At 70.3% G+C, this 13,719-nt stretch carries 14 protein-coding genes; 2 read left to right on the forward strand and 12 right to left on the reverse strand.

Annotated elements, in window-relative coordinates; genetic code table 11:
* Positions 1 to 18: 18 nt before the first annotated feature.
* The 3 genes from ACQUQD_RS12785 to ACQUQD_RS12795 all read right to left on the reverse strand — a co-directional run bounded on the left by ACQUQD_RS12785 (position 19) and on the right by ACQUQD_RS12795 (position 1,860).
* The gene (locus ACQUQD_RS12785) at positions 19 to 1,188 is read right to left on the reverse strand and encodes a cysteine desulfurase family protein (RefSeq protein ID WP_428952173.1); all 1,170 of its coding nucleotides are present in this window, start codon (positions 1,186 to 1,188) and stop codon (positions 19 to 21) included.
* An 83-nt stretch (positions 1,189 to 1,271) separates the two neighbouring features.
* Positions 1,272 to 1,580, reverse strand: coding sequence for a hypothetical protein (locus ACQUQD_RS12790; RefSeq protein WP_428952174.1), 309 nt, complete (start codon positions 1,578 to 1,580; stop codon positions 1,272 to 1,274).
* Between the two features lie 121 nt (positions 1,581 to 1,701).
* Entirely contained in the window at positions 1,702 to 1,860 is a 159-nt protein-coding gene (locus tag ACQUQD_RS12795; protein WP_428952175.1) for a hypothetical protein, read from the reverse strand.
* Positions 1,861 to 1,972: 112 nt separating this feature from the next.
* Here ACQUQD_RS12795 and ACQUQD_RS12800 point away from each other — a divergent pair, with 112 nt between their 5' ends.
* Together ACQUQD_RS12800 and ACQUQD_RS12805 are read left to right on the forward strand one after the other, a co-directional pair.
* Complete coding sequence (locus ACQUQD_RS12800) at positions 1,973 to 2,590, forward strand: TetR family transcriptional regulator (protein WP_428952176.1); 618 nt, start codon at positions 1,973 to 1,975, stop codon at positions 2,588 to 2,590.
* A 66-nt stretch (positions 2,591 to 2,656) separates the two neighbouring features.
* Positions 2,657 to 3,508: an alpha/beta fold hydrolase gene (locus ACQUQD_RS12805; protein ID WP_428952177.1), complete on the forward strand. Its 852-nt coding sequence runs from the start codon at positions 2,657 to 2,659 to the stop codon at positions 3,506 to 3,508.
* Here the strand turns inward: ACQUQD_RS12805 and ACQUQD_RS12810 are convergent.
* The 9 genes from ACQUQD_RS12810 to ACQUQD_RS12850 all read right to left on the reverse strand — a co-directional run bounded on the left by ACQUQD_RS12810 (position 3,468) and on the right by ACQUQD_RS12850 (position 13,693).
* Entirely contained in the window at positions 3,468 to 4,445 is a 978-nt protein-coding gene (locus ACQUQD_RS12810; protein WP_428952178.1) for a helix-turn-helix transcriptional regulator, read from the reverse strand. The genes ACQUQD_RS12805 and ACQUQD_RS12810 overlap by 41 nt on opposite strands.
* A 99-nt stretch (positions 4,446 to 4,544) precedes the next feature.
* Positions 4,545 to 5,405 (reverse strand): thioesterase family protein, encoded by an 861-nt coding sequence (locus tag ACQUQD_RS12815; protein ID WP_428952179.1) that lies wholly within the window; start codon positions 5,403 to 5,405, stop codon positions 4,545 to 4,547.
* A gap of 74 nt (positions 5,406 to 5,479) precedes the next feature.
* Positions 5,480 to 6,151: a trimeric intracellular cation channel family protein gene (locus tag ACQUQD_RS12820; protein WP_428952180.1), complete on the reverse strand. Its 672-nt coding sequence runs from the start codon at positions 6,149 to 6,151 to the stop codon at positions 5,480 to 5,482.
* Between the two features lie 82 nt (positions 6,152 to 6,233).
* Positions 6,234 to 7,484: an ABC transporter ATP-binding protein gene (locus ACQUQD_RS12825; protein ID WP_428952181.1), complete on the reverse strand. Its 1,251-nt coding sequence runs from the start codon at positions 7,482 to 7,484 to the stop codon at positions 6,234 to 6,236.
* Positions 7,481 to 8,575 (reverse strand): ABC transporter ATP-binding protein, encoded by a 1,095-nt coding sequence (locus tag ACQUQD_RS12830; RefSeq protein ID WP_428952182.1) that lies wholly within the window; start codon positions 8,573 to 8,575, stop codon positions 7,481 to 7,483. Before ACQUQD_RS12830 ends, ACQUQD_RS12825 begins: the two co-directional genes overlap by 4 nt.
* Positions 8,572 to 9,579 carry an ABC transporter permease gene (locus ACQUQD_RS12835; protein ID WP_428952183.1) on the reverse strand — a complete coding sequence of 336 codons (1,008 nt, stop codon included), beginning with the start codon at positions 9,577 to 9,579 and terminating at the stop codon, positions 8,572 to 8,574. Before ACQUQD_RS12835 ends, ACQUQD_RS12830 begins: the two co-directional genes overlap by 4 nt.
* A 72-nt stretch (positions 9,580 to 9,651) precedes the next feature.
* A complete protein-coding gene (locus tag ACQUQD_RS12840; protein WP_428952184.1) occupies positions 9,652 to 11,424 on the reverse strand; it encodes an ABC transporter substrate-binding protein in 1,773 nt (590 codons plus the stop codon).
* A 36-nt stretch (positions 11,425 to 11,460) separates the two neighbouring features.
* Complete coding sequence (locus ACQUQD_RS12845; RefSeq protein WP_428952185.1) at positions 11,461 to 12,459, reverse strand: ABC transporter permease; 999 nt, start codon at positions 12,457 to 12,459, stop codon at positions 11,461 to 11,463.
* Between the two features lie 433 nt (positions 12,460 to 12,892).
* Positions 12,893 to 13,693, reverse strand: a complete 801-nt coding sequence (locus ACQUQD_RS12850; RefSeq protein WP_428952186.1) for an enhanced serine sensitivity protein SseB C-terminal domain-containing protein — start codon at positions 13,691 to 13,693, stop codon at positions 12,893 to 12,895.
* Positions 13,694 to 13,719: the final 26 nt, after the last annotated feature.

Raw genomic sequence — 13,719 nt, forward strand, 5'->3', positions numbered from 1 at the left:
CCCGCCACGTCAGCCGCGCTACGTCAGCCCCGCCGACCGCGCCCGCTCCACCGCCGGGCCGATCGCCTTCGCCACCGCTTCCACGTCCGCCCTCGTCGACGTGTGGCCGAGGGAGAAGCGGAGTGTGCCGCGGGCCAGGTCCGGGGCGGTGCCGGTGGCGAGCAGGACGTGGCTGGGCTGGGCGATGCCCGCGGTGCAGGCCGAGCCCGTCGAGCATTCGATGCCCTGGGCGTCCAGGAGCAGCAGGAGGGAGTCGCCTTCGCAGCCGGGGAAGGTGAAGTGGGCGTTGGCGGGGAGCCGGCCGCCGGGGGTCGGATCACCGCCGAGGATCGCCTCGGGGACGGCCGCGCGGACCCCTGCGACCAGTTCGTCGCGCAGGGCGCCGATCTCGCGGGTGAACCAGTCGCGCTGTTCGGCCGCGATCCGGCCCGCGGTGGCGAAGGCGGCGACGGCCGGGACGTCGAGGGTGCCGGAGCGGACGTGGCGCTCCTGGCCGCCGCCGTGCAGGACGGGGACGGGGGTGTAGGCGCGGCCGAGGAGGAGCGCGCCGATGCCGTAGGGGCCGCCGACCTTGTGTCCGGAGACGGTCATGGCGGCGAGGCCCGAGGCGGCGAAGTCGACCGGGAGCTGCCCGTAGGCCTGGACCGCGTCGGCGTGCAGCGGGATGTCGAACTCGCTCGCCACGTCGGCGAGTTCACGGACGGGCTGGATCGTGCCGATCTCGTTGTTGGCCCACATGACGGTGGCCAGGGCCACGTCGTCCGGGTTGCGCTCGATCGCTTCGCGCAGGGCGTCGGCGTGCACGCGCCCGTGCGGGTCGACCGGCAGGTACTCCACGGTGGCGCCCTCGTGCTCGGCGAGCCAGTGCACGGCGTCGAGGACGGCGTGGTGCTCGACGGGGCTGGCCAGGACGCGGATGCGGGCCGGGTCGGCGGCGCGGCGGGCCCAGTACAGGCCCTTGACGGCGAGGTTGTCGGCTTCGGTGCCGCCCGAGGTCAGGACGACCTCGCTGGGGCGGGCGCCGAGGGACGCGGCGAGGGTCTCGCGGGACTCCTCGACGGTGCGCCGGGCGCGGCGGCCCGCGGCGTGCAGGGACGAGGCGTTGCCGGTGACGCCGAGCTGGGCGGTCATCACCTCGACCGCCTCCGGAAGCATCGGAGTGGTCGCGGCGTGGTCGAGGTAGGCCATGGTGGGCACGATTCTACGAGCCCGCGGATGGTCCTCGGCCGCCGCGTGGGGTCCCGTTCCCACACGGTGGGCCGCACCGGGTGTCAGCCGGCGATGCTCCAGGACAGTGTGCCGTCGGCGGCGACGAGCGCGCCGAGCACGACGAGGTCGGCGACGCCGAGTCCGAGGCCGAGCAGGGCGCGGCCGCGGCGTGCGGTGCCGCGCCACAGGGAGATGCCCGCGAGGACGATGGCGATCGGGCCGAGGAAGACGTTCAGGACGAGCAGGCCGACCAGGCCCAGCACGAACGAGGCGACGGCCATGCCGTCGGTGTCCCGGCGGCCGGTGGGGCGCTCGGCGGGACGCTCGCCGTCGGGCCGGGGCCGGGTGACGGGCTCGGTGGTGAGTTGCATGGTGGTACCCCCTGATGACGTGAACCGATGACGTGCACCGATGACGTGAACTGCTGACGTGAACTGCTGCCGCGCACCACTGACAAGAGGTGCCGGCGAGACGTGCCGACGGTCGGAGTCGTCAGTTCTGGTGGCGGCGGCCGTGCCGCTCGCGGACCGCGAAGACGGTCAGCCAGACGCCGATGACGGCGGCGGCGACGAGAGTGAAGGACAGCGGGGCGTGGGCCACGGTGCCGAGCGCGAAGCCCAGGAGCAGGAGGGCCGCTACGAGGAACAGCATGGGAGACCTCTCGGAGTCGGATGCAGAGTTGGGTTACAACTGTTCACTGACTGATGAGTCTAGCGCCGCACGCGGCTTCCCCATCACAGAGAACAGTTGTTAACTGGATGACATGAGTCACACACTCGGCATCCGGCAGGCGCAGAAGCAGAAGACCCGGCAGGCCCTCCTGGACGCGGCGTTGGAGCTGCTGGAGGAGCAGAGCCTGAGCAGCCTGGGCCTGCGGGAGGTCACGCGCGCCGTAGGGGTGGCACCGACCGCGTTCTACCGGCACTTCGAGAGCACGGCCGACCTGGGCGTCGCGCTGGTCGACGAGGCGCTCGGCCGTCTGCACGCGGTCGTCTCCGAGTTGCTCACGGCGACCTGGGACAGCGACGAACGCATCGCGCGCACCGTGGAGTTGATCGCCGCGCACGTGCGCGCCCACCCCGCCCATGTGCGTTTCATCGCGCGTGAGCGGCACGGCGGGGTGCTGCGGGTCAGCGAGGCGATCGGGGCGCAGCTCGGGCAGTTCGCCGAGGAGGTGCGCGAGGCTTTGCGTCACGACCCGGAGTCGGCGGGCTGGACCGAGGAGGACCTGCTGATGCTCGCGGGCCTGTACGTCGACCACATGGTGATGACGGCGTCGATGTTCCTCACCGCGCCGCCCGAGGACTTCGCACGCGTGGCGGGCCTGGCGGAACGGCAGTTGCGGCTGGTGAGCCTGGGCCGCAGACACTGGCTGGACTGACCCGGCCGCCCCGTTCGCACGGAGCGCCCCTTCCCCCTCACGTAAGGAGTGACTAGCCTTACGGTCATGACAGCAGCCGATCGGAACGACTGGAATCTCGACCGCGGCCATCACGGCCCGTCCGGCGAGATCCGCTGGACCGCGCTCGGCCCCGCGGACGCCCCGCCCGTCGTGCTCGTCCACGGCACGCCGTTCTCGTCGTACGTGTGGCGGGGACCGGCGCGGGCACTGGCCGCCGAGCACCGCGTGTACGTCTGGGACCTGCCGGGCTACGGCGCCTCCGAGATGCGCCCGGGCCAGGACGTCACCCTGGACGCGCAGGCCCGCGCCCTGACCGGTCTGCTCGACCACTGGGGCCTGGCCGAACCCGCCGTCGTGGCGCACGACTTCGGCGGCTGCGTCGCGCTGCGCGCGCGTCTGCTGCACGGTGCCGCCTACTCCCGGCTCGCCCTGGTCGACCCGGTGGCGATCGCGCCGTGGGGCTCCGCCACGTACCGCCTGATCGCCGAACAAGCCGATGTCTTCCGGCAGTTGCCGGACGATCTGCACGAGGCGCTGGTGCACCGCTACGTCAGCTCGGCGAGTCACCCCGGGCTGCACCCGGACACGCACGCACGGCTCGTCGCCCCCTGGCTGACCGGGGCCGGCAAGGACGCGTTCTACCGGCAGATCGAGCAGAACATCCCTCAGGACGGCACCGACGACATCCAGGGCCGTTACGGGGAGCTGGACCTGCCGGTACTGGTCTGCTGGGGCGCCGAGGACACCTGGATCCCGCTCGCGCGCGGGCAGGAGCTGGCGAAGCTGATCCCCGGCGCGGAGCTGCGCGTCATCGAGGGCGCCGGGCATCTGGTCCAGGAGGACGCGCCGGCCGAACTCACGGCCGCGCTGGGTCGGTTCCTGCGTACAGGGCGGTGATCGCGGCGGCGCAGCGCGCCAGCTCCGCGCGCACCTCGGGCGGTTCGATGACCTCCAGGTTGTCGGCGAAGGGCGCCAGGGTACGGGCCGCCCCCACGACCCCGTAGCCGAGGCGGACCGTGATCCACTCGCTGACGCCGTCGTCCTCGGGCTGCTCGGTCAGGGAGTTCCCGCACATCCGCAGGAACAGGTCGAAGCGGCTGCGCCGGACCCGGGCGGTGACGTCGATGCCGCCCGGCCGCACCTCGACCTGGCGCTTCAACACGGCCCATACGTCGGCGAGTTCGACGCCCGCGCGGCGCCGGACCGGGGCGTCGGTGAGCGTCGCCGAGTGCATCCGGTCGGCGCGGAACAGGCGCGGCACGGATCGGCGGTCGGCGATCAGGTACCAGACGCCCGCCTTGGAGACGAGTCCGTACGGGTCGACGGTGTACGTGCGGGGCGCGTCGGTGCCGCTGTGCCGGTAGCGGATGCGCAGCCGCCGGTCGGCGAAGACCGCGTCCCGCAGGTCGCTGACGTCGACCTCGGCCGGGGGCGGGCCCATCCAGCGCGAGGGCTCGACCAGGATGCGCCGGCTGGTCAACTCGGCCGCGGGGCGGTGCGGTTCGGGCAGGGCGGCCATGACCTTGCGCAGGGCCGAGCCGATCGCCGAGTCGAGCCCGAGGGCGGCGTGGGCGCCCTGCGCGGCGAGGATGAACAGGGCGCGGGACTCGTCGGCGGTCAGTCCGGTGACGTCGGTGCGGTATCCGGGCAGGAGGGTGATGCCGCCGTGGCGTCCGCGCTCGGCGTAGACGGGTACGCCGGCGCCGCTCAGCGCCTCGATGTCCCGGTAGATCGTGCGGACCGAGACCTCCAGGCGGTCCGCGAGTTCGTGGGCGGGGACGCGGCCGCGGGTCTGCAGGAGCAGGAGGACGGAGAGCAGGCGGTCGGACTTCACCGGGCCAGTCTGGCCCAGGGCGCCCCGCCGTCCGCCCCGGCCGCGCGCCGGTCGAGGCTCCGCACCCGGCCGCACATCACCCGCACCCGACCGGGCACGTCAGCCCAGCCGCACCCTGGCCAGCTGTCGCGACTGGGCCACGAGACGGTCCGCCGAGTCCCAGACCTCCGCGTCCTCCTCCAGGAAACCCCCGGCCAGATTCCGCGTCGTGATGGAGACCCGCAGCGGTCCCGGCGCGGGCCGGCACCGCACGTGCACGGTCAGCTCGACCGTCGGCACCCATCCCTTGAGGCCCATCTCGAAGGCCGTCGGCGGCAGCGCGTCGACCGCGAGCAGCAGCGAGAGCGGATCGGCGTCACGGCCGTCGGCCAGGGCGAACCAGGCGCGCATCTCGCCCTTGCCGGACGGGGCGCCGATCGCCCAGCCCAGGGTGGCCGGGTCGAGCTTGAGATCGAGGCGCTCGGTGATCGCGGAGCTGCCGGGCACCGGGGGTGCGCCCTCGGGGGCGTCGCCCGCGCCGAAGCACTGCTCGATGGGCGGGATGGGCGGCAGCTGCGCGCTGGTGCGGACGTCGTCGGGGAGCGCGTCCAGGTCGCCGTACGAGGCGAGGACCCGGATGCGTTCGACCTCGGTGCCGTCCTCGGCGTACTGGAACAGGGAGGCCTGGCCGGTGGAGACGGTGCGGCCGGTGCGGACCACGTCCGTGCGGATCACGGCGGGGCCCGGGGCGGAGGCCGTCAGGTAGTGCGCCGAGATCGTGAACGGGTCGCTGTGCGGCAGGGCGTCCGCGAGGGCGCGGCCGAGGACGGCGAGGAGGTAGCCGCCGTTGACCGCGTTGATGATCGTCCACCCGGCGGAGAGGTCGATGTCGTAGACACCGGGCTCCCGCCGGGTGACGGTCGTGTCGCGGTCGAACTCGCTGTCGCCGATTCGGGCCTGCACAGATGCTGCTTCTGCCATACCGGCAACGTACAACAAGAAATTACTAAGCGGTAGCTTTCGACTGTGAAGCCCTTGTTACGGGTACGCCGGGGCTACGGGGTCTCCTCCGTGACCTCCACCGCGGCCGACCGGCGGTTCCACGCGCGCGGGGCGCGCCAGTGGTAGCGCATCGCGAGCAGCCGCAGGACGAACGCGGTGAGGACCGCGATGCCGCTGGTGATGCCGTTCAGGCTGTCGAAGCGGATGCACAGGACGACGATCGCGGCGCCCACCATGGCCGGGACCGCGTAGAGGTCACGGTCCCAGCGGACCAGGGACGGCACCTCGTTGGCGATGATGTCGCGGGTCACGCCGCCGCCGACCGCGGTGGCGAGGCCCAGCGCGGCGGACGCGGTGAGGCCGAGCCCGTAGTCGTAGGCCTTGGTCGTGCCGGTGACGCAGAACAGGCCGAGGCCGGCCGCGTCGAAGACGTTCACCGCGGTCTGGGTCCGCTCGACCTCGGGGTGCAGGAAGAAGACCAGGGCCGCGGCGATCAGCGGGGTCAGGAAGTAGCCGAGATCGGTGAAGGCGGCCGGGGGCACCGCCCCGATGACCAGATCGCGGAACAGCCCTCCGCCCAGCGCGGTGACCTCGGCGAGGGCGGCGATGCCGAAGACGTCCCAGTTCTTGCGTACGGCCATCAGCGCACCGGAGATCGCGAAGACGAAGATGCCGATGAGGTCGAGCCAATGCTGGACAGAGGGGGTGAACAGATCCTGGAGCACCCGATGATTGTTGCAGCGCGGACTTCCCGGACCGTGTCGCGCCGCCCGGTACGGCGCGGGGCCGGGGCCCCGCGCCGCCGCGCTACTTCTCCTCGGGGGACTCCGGCTGGTCCTTCACCGCGTCCGCCGTGCCGGACGTGTCGGAGGTGCCAGAGGTCTCAGAGGTGTCAGGCGTGTCCGCCGCGTCCGCCGCGTCTGGCGGGGCCTGGACCGACACCATCTCGATCGCCTCCTTGGCCGCCGAGAGCAGCTTGGTGTCCTCGGGGGCCTGGTCGGGGGCGTTCTCCGGGTGGTGGCAGGCGACCTGGTGGGTTCCGATCTGCAGGAGCGGGGGCTCCTTCGTCGCGCAGAGCTCCGTCGCCTTCCAGCAGCGCGTGTGGAAACGGCAGCCGGCGGGCGGGTTGATCGGCGAGGGGACGTCGCCGCGCAGCAGGATGCGCTCGCTCTTGGTGCCGCGCCGCTTGGGGTCCGGGACGGGGACCGCGGACATCAGCGCCTTGGTGTACGGGTGCATCGGCGCCGCGTACAGGTCGTCGCGGTCGGCGAGTTCCACGATCTTGCCGAGGTACATCACCGCGATCCGGTCCGAGACGTGCCGGATGACCGAGAGGTCGTGGGCGATGATCACGTACGTCAGGCCGAGCTCGTCCTGGAGGTCGTCGAGCAGGTTCACGACCTGGGCCTGGATCGACACGTCGAGGGCCGAGACCGGCTCGTCGGCCACCACGAGCTTGGGCTTCAGGGCCAGCGCGCGGGCGATGCCGATGCGCTGGCGCTGCCCGCCGGAGAACTCGTGCGGGTAGCGGTTGAAGTGCTCGGGGTTGAGGCCGACCAGCTCCAGGAGGCGCTGGACCTCCTTCTTCACCCCGCCCTCGGGCGTCTCGTTCTGCAGCCGGAACGGCGCGGAGACGATCGACCCGATGGTGTGCCGCGGGTTCAGGGAGCCGTACGGGTCCTGGAAGATCATCTGGATGTCCCGGCGCATCGGCCGCATCCCACCGGTCTTCAGGTGGGTGATGTCCGTGCCCTCGAACTCGATCTTTCCGCCGGTCGGTTCCTGCAGCCGGGTGATCACGCGGCCCATGGTCGACTTGCCGCAGCCCGACTCGCCGACGACGCCGAGGGTCTCGCCCCTGCGCACCTGGAAGTCGATGCCGTCGACGGCACGCACGGCCGCCACCTGGCGCTGCAGCAGGCCCTTCTTGATCGGGAAGTGCTTGACCAGACCCTGGACGTCGAGCAGCACCTCGGCGTTCCCGGAGTTCTCGGCGGACTTCGCCGGTGCGGGGACGCCGGCCGTCTTCTTCGTCTCTACAGACTCGGTGTCACTCACAGCTTCGGCGCAATCTCTTCGGTCCAGATCCGCGTGCGGTCCTCGGGCGACAGGTGGCAGGCCGACCAGTGGCCGCCCTCGGCGAGCGCCAGTTCGGGGCGCACGGTACGGGTGACGTTGTCCTTGGGCACGTCGGCGTACGGGCACCGCGGGTGGAAGGCGCAGCCGGACGGCACGTTGATGAGGCTCGGCGGCTGTCCCTTGACCGGCACCAGACGCTCGGTCTGCTCCCGGTCGATGCGCGGCATCGAGCCCAGCAGGCCCCAGGTGTAGGGGTGCTGCGGCGCCTCGAAGACCTGCTCGACGGGGCCGCGCTCCACGCACCGCCCGCCGTACATCACGAGCACCTGGTCGGCGATCTCGGCGACCACACCCAGGTCGTGGGTGATCAGCACGACCGCCGACTCGAACTCCTTCTGCAGATCCCGGATCAGGTCGAGGATCTGCGCCTGCACCGTCACGTCGAGGGCCGTGGTGGGCTCGTCGGCGATGAGCAGCTGCGGGTTGTTGGCGAGCGACATCGCGATCATCGCGCGCTGGCGCATACCGCCGGAGAACTCGTGCGGGTAGCTGTCGACGCGCTTGGCGGGCTCGGGGATACCGACCCGGTCGAGGAGTTCGACGGCCCGCGCCTTGGCGACCTTCTTGCTGACGTCGTTGTGGATGCGGTACGCCTCCACGATCTGGTTGCCGATCGTGTAGTACGGGTGCATCGCGGACAGCGGGTCCTGGAAGATCATCGCCATGTCGCGGCCGCGCAGCCGGCGGACCTCGTCGGGGGCGGCGGCGATCAGTTCCTTGCCGTCGAGCCAGATCTCGCCGGACATCCGCACGTTCTTGCCGCGCGCGCCGAGCCGGTGCAGGCCCATGATGGCCAGCGACGTCACGGACTTGCCGGACCCGGACTCGCCCACGATGGAGAGCGTCTCCCCCTTCTGCAGGGAGAAGCTGAGCCCGTCGACGGACTTGACCAGGCCGTCGTCGGTCGGGAAGTGCACCTTGAGGTCACGCACTTCGAGGAACGCGCTCGGCGGTTCGGTGGCGGCGACGGGTTCGCCGACTGCCGCGCCGGTCTTGGACAGTTCGGTCACGAGAGCCTCACCCGCGGGTCGGCGGCGGCGTAGAGCAGGTCCACCAGGAGATTGCAGAAGACGACGAAGAACGCGGCGAGCAGCGTCACACCGAGGACCTTGGGCAGGTCGTTGTCGGTGATGCCCTGGACCGCGTACTCACCGATGCCGTGCAGCGAGAAGACGTTCTCGGTGATCACGGCGCCGCCGAGCAGCAGACCGACGTCCATGCCGAAGACGGTGATGATCGGGGTGAGCGCGGCGCGCAGGCCGTGCCGGCCCACCACCGTGCGCTCGCGCAGGCCCTTGGCGCGCGCGGTGCGGATGAAGTCCTCGTTCATCGTCTCCAGCATCCCCGAGCGGGTCAGCCGGGCGTAGATGGCGGAGTACAGCAGAGCGAGTGAACACCAGGCCGGGAAGAGGGTGTTGGCCCACTGCGCCGGATTCTCCGTGAACGGTACGTACGTTCGCCCGAAGATCGGAATCTGGTAGGTGAAGACGAGCAGCGCCAGCTGGCCCGTGAAGAAGATGGGCAGCGAGACACCGGCGAGGGCGACGCCCATGAACGCGCGGTCGAAGAACGATCCGGGCTTGAGTGCCGAGATCACACCGACCGTGACACCGGACAGCAGCCAGATGACGGCGGCACCGGCGGCCAGCGACAGGGTGATGGGCAGCCGGTCGGTCAGCTCGGGCCACACCGCGACGTGGTTCTTGAAGGAGTAGCCGAAGCACGGCGCGTTGCAGTGCACCGTGGTGGGGCCGAGGTCGTAGGTGGAGCCCGCGAAGATCCCCTTGATGAAGTGCCAGTACTGCGTGTAGACGGGCTCGTCCAGGCCGAGGTTGCGCTTGACCGCCGCGATGTCCGCGGCCGAGGGACTCTTGCCGATGTACTGCTGCGCGAGCTGGTCGGCGGTCTGGCCGGCAATTCTCGGCAGCAGGAAAAAGATGCCAAAGGTGACCGCGGTGACGACCAGCAGCAGGATCACTGCCGCGATCAACCGGCGGATGATGTACGAGATCACGGGGACCGGCGCTGGTGCCCGCGGACCGTGCGGCCCGCGGGCACCAATGCCTTCACCTGCCTTCCGGGGCTGCTACTTCTTCGTGGTGCCGACGTTGAGGTAGTCGTACTGCCCGCTGAAGGCGGCCGTGGACACCAGGTTGGTGGCGTACGGCGAGCGGTACAGCAGGACCTTGAAGTAGGTCAGCGGAACGAGCGCCGCGTCCTCCATGGCCTGCTTGTCGACCTGCGCGTACAGCTCGTTGCGCTTGGCCTCGTCGGGCGTCCCGATGGCCTCGGCGAGCATCGAGTCGACCTTCTTGTCGTCGAGCTCCGACAGGGCGGTGTTGCCGGACTGGCCGACCGCCTTGCTGTTCAGGATCTGCTGCAGGAAGCCGTAGCCGGACGGCCAGTCGGCGCCCCACTGCATCATGATGATGCCGACGTTGTTCTTCTGGTTGAACTTCGGGACACCGGCGTAGTCGGTGAAGTACTTGCCCGACGGGTACTGCTTCAGGCTGGCGTTGATGCCGACCTTCTTCAGCGACTCGATGAGCGCCTGGGCGCCGGAGACCTCTTCGTCACGGTCGCTGCGCGCCGTGATCGTGGTGTTGATCTTCTTCTCGCCGCAGGCCTTCAGGGCGTCCTTGGCCTTGGCCACGTCACCCTTGTTGCCGCTGGTGGCGTAGACGTCTTCCTTGGCGTAGCCCGTGATGTCCGGGGGCAGCACCGTGGTGGCGATGTCACCGCGGATCGGGCCGCCCTGCGCGGTCTGCACCGAGACCTTGTCGATCGCGTACTCGACGGCCTTGCGGCACTCGACGTTCGTGAAGGGCTTCAGCTTGGTGTTGATCGCCGCGTAGACGAGACGGCCGCCGTAGGCGTTGTCCGTGTTCGCCATCTTCGACTTGTCGTTGACCAGCTGCGCCTGGGTCTGCGTGTCGACGCCCTTGCCCTGCAGGTCGATCAGGGTGTCGCCGGACTGCAGGTCCTTGTCGATCGTCTGCTGGTTGACCTTCAGGTTGACGACGATCTTGTCCGGGTACTGCTTGCGCAGCGGGTCCGTCTTCGGGTCGAAGTTCTTGTTGCGGACCAGGACGGCCTGCTTGCCCTCCTGGTAGCTCTGGAACTGGTACGAGCCCGAGGAGACGATGTGCTTGACGTAGTCGATGCCGTCGTCCTTGGCCTTCGGCACCGGCGCGGTCTGCGGGGTGGCGACCAGGTAGTCGAACTCCTGGAAGGCCTGGTTGAGATGGAAGACGATCGTGTTGTCGTCCGGCGTCTCGATGGACTTCAGGCCCTCGTCGCTCTTGTCCTTGTAGGGGCCCTTGTACTTGTCGCCGTCCTTGAGGAACTGCTGGAAGTAGTTGGGGCCGAGCGAGAGCACGTCACGCGCGAAGTTCGAGCGCTCGACGGCGTACTTGACGTCCTTGGACGTGATCGGCGTGCCGTCCTGGTACTCCAGACCCTTGCGGATCGTGTACGTCCAGGTCTTGCCGCCGTCCGAGGACTTGCCGGGCGCCGAGGCGAGGTCGGGGACGAGCGTGTTGCCCTTCTCCCCCGCGTCGGGCTTGAACGTCATCAGCGGGCGGGCGTACAGCCGGCTGAAGTTGTACATGTAGGCGTAGTACGTGTTGCCCGGGTCGAACGAGTCGGGGACGTCCGACATCGCGTAGGTGACCGTGCCGCCCTTCTTCGTGGAGGCGTTGACGACGTCCTTCGTGGCGGCGTTCGCACCGGCCGACTTCGCGTTGTCGTCCGAGCCGTCGTCTGCCTTGCTGCAGCCGGCGAGCAGCAGGCTGACGCTGCCGATGGCCGCGACCGCGGCGATTGATGACCTTCGCATGATGGTCGAATTCCCCTCCATTGTCGGAAACTTGTGGAGCTCTCGAAGTGGCCGGGGTCAGCGGCTGCGCGGGTCGAGAGCGTCGCGGAGACCGTCACCGAGCAGGTTGAACGCCAGCACGGTGACGAAGATGGCGAGGCCCGGAACGATCATGTACTGCGGATCGACCTGGAAGTAGTCGACGGCCTGGTTGAGCATGCCGCCCCAGGAGGCCTGCGGCGGCTGGATGCCCACGCCGAGGAAGCTGAGGGACGCCTCGAAGATGATGTTGGTCGGGATCAGCAGCGTCGAGTAGACGATGATCGGGCCGACCAGGTTCGGCATCAGTTCGCGGAAGAGGATGTACGGGCCGCGGGCACCCATGCCCCGCGCGGCGTCCACGAACTCCCGCTCGCGCAGCGCCAGGGTCTGGCCGCGCACGATCCGGCCCAGATAGGGCCAGTTGAAGAAGCCGATCACGAAGATCAGGACGCAGATGTGCAGCGGCAGACCGTTCAGGCCGAACGCGCCGCCCTGCAGCGTCGCGGAGATCGAGATCGCGAACAGCAGCAGCGGGAACGCGAGGAACGTGTCCATCATGCGGCTGATGATCGAGTCGACGCGGCCGCCGTAGTACCCGGCGACGACGCCGAGGATCGCCCCGATGACGTTCGACAGGACGGTGGCGCCGAAGGCGACGACGAGCGAGACCCAGGAGCCCTCGAGGATGCGGGCGAGGATGTCGCGCCCGAACTTCGGTTCCACGCCCAGCGGGTGGTCGGCGCTCATGCCGCCGAGCCCGCCCTTGGGGAGCGAGGTCGTCGGGTCGATGAGGTCCTGGTGGAAGGTGTTCGGGTCGAGGCCGAAGAGGTGCTGGAGGGGGCGCGCGAAGGCGGCGATGAGGATGAGCAGGACGACGATGACGCCGCCGGCGACAGCGATCTTGTCCTTCTTGAAGCGGTTCCAGGCGATCCGCCCGAGAGACCGGCCTTCGATGCGCTCGGCCCCCGCCCCGGCAAGGACCGCCTCCGGCGACACTTCGGTCGCTGCTCCGGTGGTCTCGATCGGTGCGGTCACGAGTGACTGCCCCTTCCCGGCCGGGGATGACCGGCCCGCGCTTGCCGCTGTGGCGGCCCCGTACTCGACTGCGGTGCGGATGCCGCTGCTCCGCGGACCGGGCTCCGGCGCGGGCGACTCGCACAAGGGCCCGAACGGCCCTGCATTCGGGGAGTCTTCAACGCGCGTGCGATCAGCCGCCAGATCTCACGTTGAAAGGATGCCTAAACGTGATGCGGTCAGGGGTGTTCCGTTATCCGGACGGCCGTGAACGACGGTCGGACAGTGGGCAGTTGGGATGGAAGCGGCGCCAGGTCGGACATTGGGCCCACATGTGCGCTTCTCTCCCCAACCCACCCGTACTCGAAATCACGGCCGTACGCGGGGAGTTGAGCGGGGAACCGGGCGGGAACCGATGGAGGAGGCGAGCGGGCCGGTCAGCGGGCGGGACCGGTCAGTAGGACGCGCCGTAGGGCGGCGGGTAGCCGTAGCCCCCGCCGGCCGGCGCCGCGGGGGCCGCGTGCGCCTCCCGGTCGTAGAACGGCCGGGCATTGGCCCGCAGCCACATCGCCACCGGGTCGTACTCGTCGGACATGGCGACCGTCGAGACGGGCAGTCCGTCCGGCACCGCCGTGATGGACTGCTGCATCATCGCCCGCACGGAGTCGACGGACGCCGGGGACGTGTCGTAGACGTCGAGGCCGATCGCGAGATACGGGGCGCCGAGCGCGGGCTGCACCCAGGCGCGGCGCAGCGAGCGGATCGCGGTGGTGCGGTGCGCGTTCTGCGCGAGGACCGCGTAGAACTGCGGGATCTCGATGGTCGGGTCGGACAGCCGCAGCGGTCCGGCGGGCTGGCGGTCGAGGCCGCCGGCGATGCGGCGCAGATCGAGCCAGGGCACCCCGACGCCGCCGCCGGGCGCGTGCGGGTTGAGCCACAGGCCGTAGTGGTCGGGGTAGAGGGTGCGGGCCGCGTCGACGCCGCCGACCACCTCGTAGGCCCGCGACCAGCCGGACGCGGACAGCTCCTGGGCGGAGGTGACGCAGGGGGCGTACGAGAATCCGTCGACGTCCATGTTCCCGTACTGGGCGTCGGGCGAGCCGGCCTGGCCGTGCCAGAGCAGCATCCAGACCTGTCCGGCCGCGGGGTCGGCGAGGGCCGCGAGGAGCGCCTCGTACGCGTCGTAGCGCCCGGGAGTCACCTGGCGCAGCATGTGCTCGACCTGTCCGGCCGCGGCCGTGCCCGACGCACTCACCCGTAACCGCCCCTTCGTGAACGTCC

This window comes from Streptomyces sp. cg35, from assembly GCF_050410835.1.
Classification (GTDB): Bacteria; Actinomycetota; Actinomycetes; order Streptomycetales; family Streptomycetaceae; genus Streptomyces.